Below are 13,565 nucleotides of genomic sequence, written 5' to 3' on the forward strand. Positions count from 1 at the left end.
TGTGGAGTGCGGGGTGACGGTGAGGCGAGTGTGAAGTCGGCGATCAGCCAGCGGGCAGTTCGATGCCGGCAAGCGCACCGCCGCCGTCGCGATTCCGCAGCGACGCCCGGCCACCATGCAGCTTGGCGACCTCGGCGACGAAGGTCAGGCCGATGCCGCTGCTGCGGCCGGCATCGCCCGGGCGCGACAGCGAATAGAAGCGCTCGAACACTTGGTCCAGCGCGTAGTCCGGGACGCCCGGGCCGTCGTCGGAAACGTCCACCGCCACGCCGCCGTCGCGCGCGCGCAGCGCCAGCAAGACCCTGCCGCCGCGCGGCGAGAACGCGATCGCGTTGTCGACCAGGTTCTCCAGCGCCTGGCGCAGCAGGAACGCATCCCCGACCGGCGAGGGCAGCGGTTCATCGGCCTCGAGTTCGAGCACGACGCCATCGGCACGCAGCCGGGGCGCGACTGCTTCAGCGACATCGCGCGCGATCGACGCCAGGTCCACCGGCGCCGGATCCTCGATGCGCTGGCGGTGCTCCACCGCGGCCAGCGCCAGCAGCTTGTCGATCATTGCGGCCATGCGTTCGCTCTGGGCGCCGATGTTGGCGGCGAAGCGCCGGCGGTCGGCTTCGGGCAGCGGTGACTCAAGCAGCTCGGCCGAGCCGCGGATCGCCGCCAGCGGCGACTTCAGCTCGTGGGTCAGCGTGTGCACGTAGCGCTCGACGTAGCGGCGATCTTCGAGGCGTTCGCGCATGGTCTGCAGCGCGCGCCCGAGGTCGGCGAACTCGCCCGCCGAGCGCGGCAGCACCGCGCGCCGCCCGGCGGTGACCGCGTCGGCATAGCCGCGCAGGCCGCCGAGCTGGCGCGAGAGCCACCAGGCCGCGGACAGGCCCACCAGCAGCGCGCTGCCCAGCAACACCAGGCCCCAGCGCAGGATCACCGCTTCGCTGCGGGCGATGAACGGCGCCATCGCACGGTTGGGCTTGGACACGGTGAGCACGCCGGCGATGCGCGCGCCGTCGCGGATCGGCGCGGCGACGTGCATCACCGAGCTGGCGTCGTCATCCGGGTCGCTGCGCGTGGAGCGCGCGCCGTAGCGCCCGCGCAGGGTCAGGTGGACGTCGTTCCAGCGCGAGTAGTCGGCGCCCAGGTCGCGGCCGGCGGAATCGAACACCACGATGCCGCGGTCGTCGGTCACCGTCACCCGATAGTTCACGTCGCGCTTCTCGAAGCCCCAGATGCCGGCGCCGATGTCGCGCCCTGCCAGCGCCCGGATGCGGGTCGCGAAGCGGCCGTCATCGATGCGGCCCGACAGCAGGTCGTCGGTGGCGAGTTCGGCCAGCACGTTGGCGGTATCCACCAGGGTGTCCTCCATCGCCTGGCGCACGCCGGGCTTCACCTCGCGCAGGAACACCTGGCCCAGCAGCAGCGCCGCCAGCGCCACGATCAGGAAATAGCCCAACAGGATGCGCAGGCCGATGCGCACCGGACTCAGTCCACGTCCAGCGAATAGCCGATGCCGCGATGCGTGCGCACCGGTTCGGCGCCGGCGTCGACCGCGCGCAGCTTGCCGCGCAGCGTCTTGACGTGGGTATCGACGGTGCGTTCGCCGCTGTCGAGGGCGTCGTCCCAGGCGCGGTCGAGCAGCTGCGCGCGACTGAGGATGGCGCCGGGGCGGCGCAGCAGCTCGGCGAGCAGGGCGTATTCGTAGCGGGTCAGGTCCAGCAGTACGCCCGTGAAACGGACCCGGCGCGCGGCGGGATCGTGTTCGAAGCGGCCATGCCTGGCGGGTGCAAGGGCGGACTCGGCCTGCGCCCCGCGCCCGTCTGCGGCCGCCGGATGCCGCCGCAATCGCGCCCGCACGCGCGCCGCCAGTTCGCGCAGGGAGAACGGCTTGGCGATGTAGTCGTCCGCGCCCAGCTCCAGGCCCAGCACCCGGTCGACCTCGTCGCCGCGCGCGGTCAGGAACACCACCGGCACCGCGCTGAAGGCGCGCAGCTGCCGGCAGACCTCGAAGCCGCCGATGTCCGGCAGGCCGACGTCGAGCAGCACAAGGTCGATGCCGCCGGCGCGCACCCGTGCGGCGACGCCGCCACCCAGCAGAAGATGCTCGACCACGTGGCCCTCGGCCCGCAGGGCGTAAAGCACGGCCTCGGCAATCGCCGGATCGTCCTCGACCAGCAGCAGGGTGGATGGCGTCGTCGGCGCGTGCGCGGGCATGGCGCGCAGCATACCGGGGCCGCGGGCCGGCGCAGGACCGGTATCCTTCGCCGATGAATTACCGCCACGCCTTCCACGCCGGCAACCACGCCGACGTCCTCAAGCACGTCGTCCTGCTGGCCCTGTGCGATGCACTGGTGGCCAAGCCGGCGCCGCTGTTCGCGCTCGACACCCACGCCGGCCGCGGCCTGTACCACCTTGCCGGCGCCAGCGCGAAGCGCACCGGCGAGGCCGACGACGGCATCGCCCGCCTGTTCGCCGAGACGCCGAAGGACCCGCTGCTGCGCCGCTACCTGGACGCCGTCCGCGCCTGCCGCCAGTTGCACGGCGCCGATGCCTACCCGGGCTCGCCATGGCTGCTCGCGCACGCGCTGCGCGCCGACGACCGCATCGCCTGCTGCGAACTGCAGCCGGAGGAAGTCAAGGTCCTGGGCGCCACCTTCGCCGACGACCGCCGCGTGCGCGTGCAGGCCGGCGACGGCTATGCCGCCATGCGCGCCCTGCTGCCGCCGCGGGACGGCGACACCCGCATCGGGCGCGGCCTGGTGCTGGTCGACCCGCCCTACGAAAGCCAGTTGGCCGAGTTCGATGATTCCCTGGCCGCGATCCGCGACGGCCTGCGGCGCTTCCCGCAGGGCGTGTTCGCGCTCTGGTACCCGATCAAGCTGCGGCGCACGCTTGGGCCGTTCCAGCGCCGCGCCGCCGACCTGCCGGCGAAGTCCGCGCTGCTGGCCGAACTGATGGTGCGCCCGGACGACTCGCCGCTGCGCATGAACGGCAGCGGCCTCATGGTGGTCAATCCGCCATGGCAGTTGGACGCCGTGCTGGAGCCGGCGCTGGCAGCCCTGGCCCGGGCCCTGGGCGAACGCGGCGCGAGCGCGCGCCTGCACTGGCTGCGCAGCCCCCCCTGAACCCCACCGGGCGCGGCCGCATGCACGCCGCTGCCGGCCGTCGGGGCCGGGATGTAGAGGCCGGCTTCACTTCGACCGTGACAGCATCCGCTCCATGGTCGCAAGAAACCGCCTTCCGCCGTGGCACGAGGAGATCCGCCTCGGCAACGGCCGTGACGTCCTGATCCGCCCCATCCGCTCCGAGGATGCGCCCGTGCTCCGTGCCGGCTTCGAGCTGATGGAGCCCGGGGAACTCGGTCGCCACCTGCTTGCCGGCGCCGATGCCATGGGCGCGGAAGAGGCCATGCGCCTCGCCCAGCCCGATGCGCGCACCGCCTTCACCCTGGTCGTGTCCGAGCCGCTGCCGCCGGGCGAGGCGATGCTCTCCGGCCTGGCCCACGCCGCCGTGGTCCCCGGCACGCGCGAGGCGCGGTTCGCGATCCTCGTCGGGCGCAACGTCGCCGGCATGGGGCTCGGCCGCCACCTCATGCGCCGCGTCGCGCGCTGGGCGCGCGGCAAGCGGCTCGATGCGGTGCACGGCGACGTGCTCGAGGACAACGGTCCCCTGTTGGACCTGGCGCGCTCCATGGGCTTCGAGCTGGTCGAGGGCGCCGACCCGGGCTTCGTTCGCCTGCGCCTGCCCTTGGCCGCGACCACGCCGGTTGCCGGCGTCGACAGGACCACGGGTTAAACTGCGCGCCCTCGCACCGGCGGCGCCACGCCGTTGGCGCCGCCGCCTTTCCGCGCGTTGAATGACCGACAAGACTCCCCCAGCCAGCTCCGCCCCCCTCCTGCTGCCCCGTCCCCCGCTGCCCGGTCCCGGGCGCCCGCGGGCGTGGTGGCGCGCACCGGCCTCGCGCTCGGCGCTGGCCTGGTTCGTGGCCGCGGCCGCGCGCGCCCACGACGGCGTGCTGCTGGCGGTGGCGCGCGACAACCATGCGGCGACCCAGATAGAGGCCGACCTGCAGACGCTCCTCGGCGCCGACCCCACGCTGCCGGTGCTTGGCTTCCCCGACTGGGAGACCCTGCCCTACGACCGCTTCAGCCCGCACCCGGAAATCGTCTCGCAGCGCCTGGCCACCCTGCGCCGGCTGCCGACGATGACGCGCGGCGTGCTGGTGGTGCCGGTGCAGACGCTGATGCAGCGCCTGCCGCCGCTGTCCTACGTCATCGGCAACAGCTTCGACCTGCGCGTGGGCCAGCGCCTGGACCTCGACGCCGAGAAGCGCCGCCTGCACGCGGCCGGCTACCGCAACGTGCCGCAGGTCTACGATCCCGGCGATTTCGCAGTGCGCGGCGCCCTGCTCGACGTCTATCCGATGGGCGAGGCGGCGCCGTTCCGGGTCGAGCTGCTGGACGACGAGATCGACACCATCCGCGTCTTCGACCCCGAGAGCCAGCGCTCGCTGGACAAGGTCCAGGCGATCCAGCTGATGCCCGGCCGCGAGGTCCCGCTCGACGAGGCATCGCGCGGGCGGGCCCTGGACGCGCTGCGCGAACGCTTCGACATCGACACCCGGCGCAGCGCGCTGTTCCAGGACCTGAAGGCCGGCGCGGCGCCGGCGGGCATCGAGTACTACCTGCCGCTGTTCTTCCCCGACGGCGCCACCGCCACCCTGTTCGACTATCTGGGCGAGGCCACCCTGCCGCTGGTGGACGAGGGCGCGCCGGCCGCGGCCGATCACTTCTGGGCCCAGGCGGAGCAACGCCACGAGCAGCGGCGCCACGACGTCGAGCATCCCGTGCTGCCGCCTGGCGCGCTATGGCTGGCGCCGGACGAACTGCGCGCGCGCTTCAACGACGCGCCGCGGATCGAGCTCGCGGGCGCCGACCATCCGCGCCACGCCGAGGCCGCGCGCCTGGGCGAGCAGCCCGCGCCGGAACTCCCGGTGGCCGCGCGCCACGACGCCGCCGCCGCGCCGCTGAAGGACTTCCTCGGCAGCTATCCGGGCCGCGTGCTGGTGTCGGCCGACAGCGCCGGCCGTCGCGAAGCCCTGCTGGAGGTGCTCGACGCCGCCGCCCTGCGGCCGCAGGTGCTGCCCGACTTCCGCAGCTTCGCCACCGGCGTCGCGCGCTTCGCGATCGCGGTCGCGCCGCTGGAGGACGGCTTCGCGCTTGACGGCGACGCGGCCGGCGGCGGCGAGCCGCTGGTAGTGCTCACCGAGCGCCAGCTGTTCCCCGAGCGCGCGACGCAGCCACGCCACCGCAAGCGCGTCGGCCGCGAGCCCGAAGCGATCATCCGCGACCTCGGCGAGCTGTCCGAAGGCTCGCCGATCGTGCACGAGGACCACGGCGTCGGCCGCTACCGCGGGCTGGTGACGCTGGAAGCCGGCGGCATGCCCGCCGAGTACCTGGAGATCGAATACGCCAAGGGCGACCGCCTGTACGTGCCGGTCGCGCAGCTGCACCTGATCAGCCGCTACTCCGGCGCCTCGCCGGAGACCGCGCCGCTGCATTCGCTGGGCGGCGAACAGTGGACCAAGGCCAAGCGCAAGGCGGCCGAGAAGGTCCGCGACGTCGCAGCGGAACTCCTGGAGATCCAGGCCAAGCGCCAGGCCCGCGCCGGACTCGCGATCGACGTCGACCGCGGCATGTACGAGCCCTTCGCGGCCACCTTCCCGTTCGAGGAAACGCCCGACCAGCACGCCGCCATCGAGGCCGTGCTGCGCGACCTGCAGTCCTCGCAGCCGATGGACCGCGTGGTCTGCGGCGACGTCGGCTTCGGCAAGACCGAGGTCGCGGTGCGCGCGGCGTTCGCCACCGCCGCCGCCGGCAAGCAGGTCGCGGTGCTGGTGCCGACCACGCTGCTGGCCGAGCAGCACTACCGCAACTTCGCCGACCGCTTCGCCGACTGGCCGATCCGGGTCGAGGTGCTGTCGCGCTTCAAGAGCACCAAGGAGATCAAGGCCGAGCTGGAGAAGGTCGCCGAGGGCACGATCGACGTCATCGTCGGCACCCACCGCCTGCTGCAGAAGGACGTGCGCTTCAAGGACCTCGGGCTTGTGATCGTGGACGAGGAGCAGCGCTTCGGCGTGCGCCAGAAGGAGGCGCTGAAGGCGCTGCGCGCCAACGTGCACCTGCTCACGCTCACCGCCACCCCGATCCCGCGCACGCTCAACATGGCCATGGCCGGGCTGCGCGACCTGTCGATCATCGCCACCGCCCCGACCAACCGGCTGGCGGTGCAGACCTTCGTCGTGCCCTGGGACGATGCCCAGCTGCGCGAGGCCTTCGACCGCGAGCTCGCGCGCGGCGGCCAGCTGTTCTTCCTCCACAACGACGTCGAGTCGATCGGCCGCATGCTGCGCCAGCTGCAGGAGCTGGTGCCCGAGGCGCGCATCGGCGTGGCCCACGGGCAGATGCCCGAGCGAGAGCTGGAACGCGTGATGCTCGACTTCCAGAAGCAGCGCTTCAACGTGCTACTGGCTTCGACCATCATCGAATCCGGCATCGACATCCCCAATGCCAACACCATCATCATCAACCGCGCCGACAAGTTCGGCCTGGCACAGCTGCACCAGCTGCGCGGCCGCGTCGGACGTTCGCACCACCGCGCCTATGCCTACCTGGTGATCCCGGACAAGCGCTCGATCACCTCGGACGCGCGCAAGCGCCTGGACGTGATCGCATCGATGGACGAGCTGGGCGCCGGCTTCACGCTCGCCACCCACGACCTCGAGATCCGCGGCGCGGGTGAGCTGCTGGGCGAGGACCAGAGCGGACAGATGGCCGAGGTCGGCTTCAGCCTCTATACCGAACTGCTGGAGCGCGCGGTGCGTTCGATCAAGCGCGGCGAGCTGCCCGACGTCGACGGCACCGCCGCGCGCGGCGCCGAGGTCGAGCTGCACACGCCGGCCCTGATCCCGGACGATTACCTGCCCGACGTGCATGCGCGACTGACGCTGTACAAGCGCATCAGCTCGGCCCGCGACGCCGAGGCGCTGCGCGAGCTGCAGGTGGAGATGATCGACCGCTTCGGCCTGCTGCCCGACCCGGTAAAATACCTGTTCGCGATCGCCGAGCTGAAGCAGCGGGCAACCGACCTGGGCATCCGCAAGATCGACATCGGCGCCAGCGGCGGGCGGGTGCAGTTCGTCGAGAAGCCGTCGATCGATCCGATGGCAATCATCAACCTGGTCCAGGGCCAGCCGAAGAACTACCGCATGGACGGCCCCGACAAGCTCCGCCTCACCCTGGAACTGCCGACGCCGGAGGAGCGCCTCCAGGCCGCCCGCGGCCTGCTGTCCGTCCTCGCGCCCAGCCGCTGACCCGCGGCGGGAGGGGCCATGGCGGCGATAGCAAAAGCTTTTGCCACGGATTTACGCGGATTGGAGCGGGGCCAGCGCGGGCAAGGCGCTCCGTACGGGGCTCCCTTCTTCCAAACGGTTACTGGACGAGGCGGGCTGGATGAGCCCAGGGGCAACACGTTGGCCTGATCCATATCCGCGTAATCCGCGTAAATCCGTGCCTGAAAAGCTTCTGCCCTATCCGTGTAAATCCGCCCCTATCCGCGCAAATCCGTGGCAAAGGCTTCCGCATCAGCCCTGCGAGCGATTGGTCGGGGTGGCGGTAGCGGCGGAGTCGGCGATGCGCCACAGGTACAGACCCGCATGCGTGCGGTACGGCCCCCAGCGCTCGCCCCGGGCCGCGAGCTCGCGCGGCTTGGGCATGTCCTCCGTGCGATCCACCAGTTGGGCACCCTTGCGGATGCCCAGGTCGTCGACCGGCAGCACGTCCGGGCGGCCAAGGCGGAACATCAGCATCATCTCGACCGTCCAGCGGCCGATGCCGCGGATCGGCACCAGCGCCGCGACGATGGCGTCGGCGTCCATGACCGACATCCGCCGCAGGTCGGGAATCTCCCCCCGGGCCTCGCGTGCCGCCAGGTCGCGCAGGGCCAGGGCCTTGTTGCCGGAGACGCCGCAGGCGCGCAGGGTCGCATCGTCGATGCGGCCGAGGGTGTCGCTGTGCAGGCGCGCGCTGCCGATGGCCGCCTCGACCCGCCCCACGATCGTCGAGGCCGCCTTGCCGCTGAGTTGCTGGAACAGGATCGCCCGCGCCAGCGCATCGACCGGGTCGAACTTACGCCGCCACCTCGGATCAGGGTCGATCGGACCCAGGCGCCGGATCCAGGTGCCCAGGCGGCGGTCGCGGCGCGCCAGCCAGGCTTCCGCCTCGAGGGTGTCGTAGCCTCGCGAGAACCGGGGCATCGCCTCAGCCTCGCAGCGCGGCGACGGCGTGGGCGAGCCAGCCGAGGATCATCAGGCTCCCGCCCGCCGGCGCCAACCGCGTCGGCAGAGCAAAGAAATGTGCGCCGGCCAGCGAACCCGCGAACAGCAGCACGCCCAGCAGCAGCGCCCACAGGGCCGCCGTGGCCAGGCGTCCGCGCGCGCGTGGCGCCAGCGCCGCCAGCGCCAGCCCGTGGCCGAAGGCGAACGCGGCGGCCAAGCCGAGGCGCATTCCGGCTTCCGGACCCGCGGCATGCGACGCGTATGCGGCCAGCGCCACCGCAACCGCCGCCAGCAGCGCGCCCGCGGCAGCAAGGGATCGAAGGCCCGCAGGCCGCGCCTGGGTGAAATCGGCATTGATCATCGCGTGCTGCTCCGTAAAAGCAGAACGCCGCATCCAGGGATGCGGCGTTCTGCGTGGCACATCATTCATCCGGCCTCGCGGCTCAGCGCTTCAGGTTCCAGAACACCTTGAACTGGCCTTCGGCGGTGAACGCGGCATCGATGCCGTTGACGTAGTACTCGTACGGCCGGCCGATGGCTTCCTCGCCCTGGGTCAGCGCCCAGGCGCGGGTCGCGTTGCGCGCAGCGTCGAGTTCGGCCATGTAGCCCTTGTAGTCGCCGCGGACCACGTACAGCGGCTCGCTGCGGACATAGGTCACCGGGCCCAGCAGCTTGAGCGAATCCTCGTCGATGGCTTCCGATTCGGTCACCGCGAAGGCCGGGGCGGCAGGTGCCTGCTCGCCATCCTCGCCTTCACCCGTGGCTTCGTCGTCCGCGGCGGCATTGGCATCGTCATTGGCGGCACCGGTGCCCTTGCGGCGCACGGCCTGGACCACGTCGAAGGTGTAGGTCGCACTCGCGAACTCGGTGGTCACGATGCGCACCGGACCGATCGGCTCGAGATCGCTCTCGGCCATGGTGCGGTTGATCCACTCGACGTTGTCCTTCATCGCCTTCTTGATGACGTCGTTGTTGCGCTCGATCGCGCCGGCGTTGACCACCAGCAGGTTCTCGGCCGGGATCTCGGCGAGCTCGAGGCCGGTCAGCGTCGAGCCCTCCACGCGGTAGTCGAAGTTGGGCACCGAGGCCAGCATGTTGCTCAGGCGACCAAGGCCGAGCTTGATGGTGTCGCCGGTGTTGCGGCTGACATACAGGCCAGCGTAGCGACCGAGCAGGTTCCAGCCGTAGTCGACGCTGTAGTGCTGGGTGATCTCGATGTTGCGGCCACCGCGACCGGTCGGCTTCAGTGTGAAGCTGGTCTGCTTGTTGGAGCCGCGCTTGATGTCCTCGATCTTGTAGACCACGCGCGCGTCCTGGTCGGACTCGACGATCTCCCAGCTGCCCTTGCCCACGCCCGACACTTCCGAGTCGTAGTCGATGCGGGCGCCGACGCCCGAATCCGGGCCCGAACGGTTCAGCGCGACCTGGCCCAGCGCAAAGGGATGCCAGTCGTCGAAGCGCTTGAAGCTGTTGAGCGTGTCGAACACGATCGCCGGCTTGCGATTGGTCTCTACGCTTTCGGTCAGGGAACGGCTGGACGGCAGCAGCACGCCGACGACGATGAACAGCACGGCGACAATCGCCAGGGAAATCAGGAGCTCAAGAAAACGGGTCATTCAGGGTTCTCCGGGACCAGGACCGGCCGAGGCCGGGGCGCAGACCGGCAATCCTAGCAAGATTGCCGCCGCCGCCGCGACCTTCGCAGCGCGCTTTTTTTCGATATCCGGCTTCGCGGGTGCGCCGCGGCCACCGCGCGCGCGTCGACTCAGACCAGTTGGAGCTCGAAAGCCTTGAGCACCGCCCTCGTGCGATCGCGCACCCCGAGCTTGCTGAGGATGTTGGACACGTGGTTCTTGATCGTGCCTTCGGCCACGCCCAGCGAGTTCGCGATCTCCTTGTTGGAGAACCCCGAGGCCATCAGGCGCAGGATCTCGGTCTCGCGATCGGTCAGCGGATCCGGGCGGTCGAGGCTGACGAAATCGTTGCGCATGTGCTCCAGGCCCGACAGCAGGCGCTGGGTGACCGCCGGCTGCACCAGCGAGCCGCCGCCGGCCACGGTGCGGATGGCCCCCACCAGTTGCTCCAGCGATACGTCCTTGAGCAGGTAGCCCTTGGCCCCCGCCTTGAGCCCGGCCAGCACCAGCTGGTCGTCGTCGAAGGTGGTGAGGATGATCGTGGGCGGCAGGGTCCCGGCCTGTGACAGCGCCTGCAGCGCCTCAAGGCCCGACATCGCCGGCATGCGCATGTCCATCAGCACGACATCCGGGGCGACCTGCGGGATCATCTCCACCGCCTGGCGGCCGTCAAAGGCCTCGGCCACCACTTCGATGCCGCCATCAAGCGCGAGCAGGGAGCGGATGCCCTGGCGTACCAGGGTCTGGTCATCGACCAGGCACACGCGGATGGCGCGCTGGGGATCGCTGGTACCGGTGGTCATGGAGCCTCCGTGGTGATTGACGACGCCGCGGGCGGTCCCGCCACGGGCATCGCGATGTCTGGGACGTCGTCGGTGGGCAGCCGCAGGCGCAGGGTGAAGCCCTGCCCCGGCGCGGTCTCCGCGTCGACTTCGCCACCATACGCCGACAGTCGCTCGCGCATGCCGCGCAGGCCATTGCCGGCGGTGAAGCCGTCGGCGCCGCGACCGTCGTCACGGGCCACCAGGTACACCGCGCCGCGGTCGAGCCGGTACTGCAGCTGCAGCACGTTCGCCTGCGCGTGGCGCACGGCGTTGGTGATGATTTCCTGGGTGCAGCGCAGCAGCACGTGGGCACGCTCGGGATCTTCCATCGGGAACGGCCGCGGCAGCCGCATCTCGACCTTCAGCCCCGGCACGTTGCCCACCAGGGGCTCCAGGGTGGCGGCCATGTCGATGGTCTCGTTGCCGCGGATCTGGCTGACCGCTTCGCGCACGTCGGACAGCAGCAGCCGCGCCAGGGTGTGCGCCTGGCCCACGTGCTCCTGGGCCTTTCCGCTGGTGAGGTGGTTGGCCACCTCCAGGTTCAGGCTGAGCGCGGTCAGGTGGTGGCCGAGCAGGTCATGCAGCTCGCGCGAGATCCGCGTGCGCTCGTTGACGCGCACGCTTTCCGCGAGCAGGGCCCGGGTCGCGCGCAGCTCGGCATTCAGCCGGCGCTGTTCGTCACGGGCCTGGGCCTGCTGTCGGGCCACCAGGCCGGTGACGAAAGCGAAACCGGTGAAGCCGACGTAGAGGCTGGCCTGCAGGATGGCTTCGCCCCAGGAAAAGTCGAAGCCGCGCACATAGACCGGCACGATCACGAATTCGCACAGCACCAGCAGGGCCACGCCCTGCCAGACCGGAAGCAGCCACGGCAGCACGCTGGCCACCACCATCAACAGGATGCTGCCCAGCCCGCTCTGGCTGTAATAGCTGATCGCGATGGCGCCGCCGGCCAGGCCCGCCAGCAGCACCCGGTCCACCGCCCCGACCCGGTGCCGCCCCAGGCCCCGCGTCAACCAGGCATAGCTGGCGCCGAAAACCGCCCACGCCAGCCACGCGCGGATGGCGCCGGGGGCAGCCGGCACGGAGAGGCCCTCGCGGTCGGTCTGGGGAATGGTCAGCAGCAGCAGTGGCAGGCCGATCACCGCCCAGGTGAACAGTCCCGCGTAACGTAGCAGCCGGTTGTGGTCGAAGCGCTGGAGCATGGCTGCATGGTAGGCGCAAGCGCCCCCGGGGCTACGGTCCGGAAGTCATGCCCGCGCCGGCGGCCATCCGGGTATGGCCACGCGATCGCGCCATGCGATAATGGCCGCTGTCGCCGGACGGGCGCCGCTGGCCCATGCGCCGCGCGCGCCACGTTGCGGTCATTGGCCACACCACGGAGTCTGGAATGTCGATTGTCATCCGCGACGTGCGCGAGCACGAGCTGGATTCCGTCCTTGCCCTGAACAATGCCGCCGGTCCGTCGATCCTTCCCCTGGATTCGGCCCGCGTGCACCACTTCCACGACAACGCCGACTATTTCCGGGTCGCGGAACGCGACGGCACCCTGGCCGGCTTCCTGATCGGCTTCGGCTCACGGCGCGGGCACGACAGCAGCAACTTCGACTGGCTCGCCCAGCGCCATCCGGAATTCATGTACATCGACCGGGTGGTGGTCGCCAGCCGCCGTCGCGGTGGCGGCGTCGGCCGCACCATCTATGCCGACGTCCAGGGCTACGCCGAGCTGCGCTATCCGGTGCTGGCCTGCGAAGTCCTCATCGAGCACGACAGCGATCCCGCGCGCATCTTCCACGGCAGCTTCGGCTTCCGCGAGGTCGGCCAGCACGTGATGCCCGACACCGGCATCCGTGCTTCGATGCTGACCAAGGAACTCTGCAGCTACGCCTGGGTCCGCGACGCCTACGGCGACGACCTGCCCGACGTCCCCTGGCTGGTGCAGCCGCGGCCCGTCGGCCAGGCCCGCCTCGCGACGGGCACCCGCTGATGGCGGGCACCGTGGGCGCACCGGCCGCGAACTTCGAACCCGCCGGCGAGCTCAAGATCGGCCAGGTCGGCATCGCCAACCTGCGCATCCGCACCCTCGACATCGAGCGCCTGGCCGCGGAAATGCGCGAGCGCGTCCAGCGCGCGCCCAAGCTGTTCGCCCGCGGCGCGGTCGTGCTCGATTTCGGCGGCCTGGCCGCGCTTCCGGACCCGGCCACCGCGCGCGCGCTGCTCGCCGCCCTGCGCGAGGCCGGGGCGCTGCCGGTGGCCCTGGCCTGGGGCAACAGCGAGAACGAGCAGCTGGCGGTCGAGCTGGGCCTGCCGCTGCTGGCGCGGTTCCGCGCCCAGTACGAGCCCCTCGGCGGGTCGGCGCCTGCAGCCGGGCCCGAGCCGGTCGCCCGGCAGCGCGCCGCCCCTGACCGGCCGGAAGCCGCCGCGCCGGCGGCCGCGGCCCAGGGCGGCCCCGGCGTGGTCCAGACCACTGCGGTACGCTCCGGCCAGCAGGTCTACGCCGACAACCGCGACCTCACCGTCCTGGCCGCCGTGGGCGCCGGGGCCGAGGTCATCGCCGACGGTTCGATCCATATCTACGGCGCGCTGCGCGGGCGTGCGCTGGCGGGCGCGCAGGGCAACGCGAAGGCACGCATCTTCTGCCGCGAGTTCCATGCCGAACTCGTGGCGGTCGCCGGACACTACAAGGTGCTGGAAGACATCCCCGCCGACCTGCGCGGCAAGGCCGTGCAGGTGTGGCTGGATGGCGACCAGCTGAAAATAGCAGCGCTCGACTGAGCAGCGCGC

General features: G+C 71.2%; 12 protein-coding genes. 5 read left to right on the forward strand and 7 right to left on the reverse strand.

Going from position 1 to position 13,565, the window contains the following annotated elements; translation table 11 throughout:
* Nucleotides 1-43 precede the first annotated feature (43 nt).
* Nucleotides 44-1,471, reverse strand: a complete 1,428-nt coding sequence (gene creC, locus ACW7GZ_RS00495) for a two-component system sensor histidine kinase CreC (RefSeq protein WP_457007260.1) — start codon at nucleotides 1,469-1,471, stop codon at nucleotides 44-46.
* A gap of 5 nt (nucleotides 1,472-1,476) precedes the next feature.
* Entirely contained in the window at nucleotides 1,477-2,217 is a 741-nt protein-coding gene (gene creB / locus ACW7GZ_RS00500) for a two-component system response regulator CreB (protein ID WP_457007262.1), read from the reverse strand.
* A 41-nt stretch (nucleotides 2,218-2,258) separates the two neighbouring features.
* On the opposite strand from creB, the gene ACW7GZ_RS00505 reads away from it, so the two are divergent.
* The 3 genes from ACW7GZ_RS00505 (at nucleotide 2,259) to mfd (ending at nucleotide 7,363) form a co-directional block, all read left to right on the forward strand.
* Nucleotides 2,259-3,116: a 23S rRNA (adenine(2030)-N(6))-methyltransferase RlmJ gene (locus tag ACW7GZ_RS00505; RefSeq protein WP_457001863.1), complete on the forward strand. Its 858-nt coding sequence runs from the start codon at nucleotides 2,259-2,261 to the stop codon at nucleotides 3,114-3,116.
* Between the two features lie 94 nt (nucleotides 3,117-3,210).
* A complete protein-coding gene (locus ACW7GZ_RS00510; RefSeq protein WP_457007264.1) occupies nucleotides 3,211-3,786 on the forward strand; it encodes an N-acetyltransferase family protein in 576 nt (191 codons plus the stop codon).
* A gap of 61 nt (nucleotides 3,787-3,847) precedes the next feature.
* Nucleotides 3,848-7,363 carry a transcription-repair coupling factor gene (gene mfd / locus ACW7GZ_RS00515; protein ID WP_457007266.1) on the forward strand — a complete coding sequence of 1,172 codons (3,516 nt, stop codon included), beginning with the start codon at nucleotides 3,848-3,850 and terminating at the stop codon, nucleotides 7,361-7,363.
* Nucleotides 7,364-7,633: 270 nt separating this feature from the next.
* Here the strand turns inward: mfd and ACW7GZ_RS00520 are convergent, their stop codons facing one another.
* The 5 genes from ACW7GZ_RS00520 to ACW7GZ_RS00540 form a co-directional block, all read right to left on the reverse strand.
* Nucleotides 7,634-8,305 (reverse strand): DNA-3-methyladenine glycosylase family protein, encoded by a 672-nt coding sequence (locus tag ACW7GZ_RS00520; protein WP_457007268.1) that lies wholly within the window; start codon nucleotides 8,303-8,305, stop codon nucleotides 7,634-7,636.
* A gap of 4 nt (nucleotides 8,306-8,309) precedes the next feature.
* Nucleotides 8,310-8,687, reverse strand: coding sequence for a DUF423 domain-containing protein (locus tag ACW7GZ_RS00525; RefSeq protein WP_457007270.1), 378 nt, complete (start codon nucleotides 8,685-8,687; stop codon nucleotides 8,310-8,312).
* Nucleotides 8,688-8,769: 82 nt separating this feature from the next.
* A complete protein-coding gene (locus ACW7GZ_RS00530) occupies nucleotides 8,770-9,942 on the reverse strand; it encodes a polyketide cyclase (RefSeq protein WP_457007272.1) in 1,173 nt (390 codons plus the stop codon).
* Nucleotides 9,943-10,091: 149 nt separating this feature from the next.
* A complete protein-coding gene (locus tag ACW7GZ_RS00535) occupies nucleotides 10,092-10,763 on the reverse strand; it encodes a response regulator (RefSeq protein ID WP_457001853.1) in 672 nt (223 codons plus the stop codon).
* Nucleotides 10,760-11,986: a sensor histidine kinase gene (locus tag ACW7GZ_RS00540; protein WP_457001851.1), complete on the reverse strand. Its 1,227-nt coding sequence runs from the start codon at nucleotides 11,984-11,986 to the stop codon at nucleotides 10,760-10,762. The genes ACW7GZ_RS00535 and ACW7GZ_RS00540 overlap by 4 nt, the downstream gene beginning before the upstream one ends.
* A gap of 185 nt (nucleotides 11,987-12,171) precedes the next feature.
* On the opposite strand from ACW7GZ_RS00540, the gene ACW7GZ_RS00545 reads away from it, so the two are divergent.
* Both ACW7GZ_RS00545 and minC read left to right on the forward strand, forming a co-directional pair.
* The gene (locus tag ACW7GZ_RS00545; RefSeq protein ID WP_457001849.1) at nucleotides 12,172-12,768 is read left to right on the forward strand and encodes a GNAT family N-acetyltransferase; all 597 of its coding nucleotides are present in this window, start codon (nucleotides 12,172-12,174) and stop codon (nucleotides 12,766-12,768) included.
* The gene (minC, locus tag ACW7GZ_RS00550; protein WP_457007274.1) at nucleotides 12,768-13,556 is read left to right on the forward strand and encodes a septum site-determining protein MinC; all 789 of its coding nucleotides are present in this window, start codon (nucleotides 12,768-12,770) and stop codon (nucleotides 13,554-13,556) included. Before ACW7GZ_RS00545 ends, minC begins: the two co-directional genes overlap by 1 nt.
* Nucleotides 13,557-13,565: the final 9 nt, after the last annotated feature.

Source organism: Luteimonas sp. A537 (assembly GCF_054052065.1).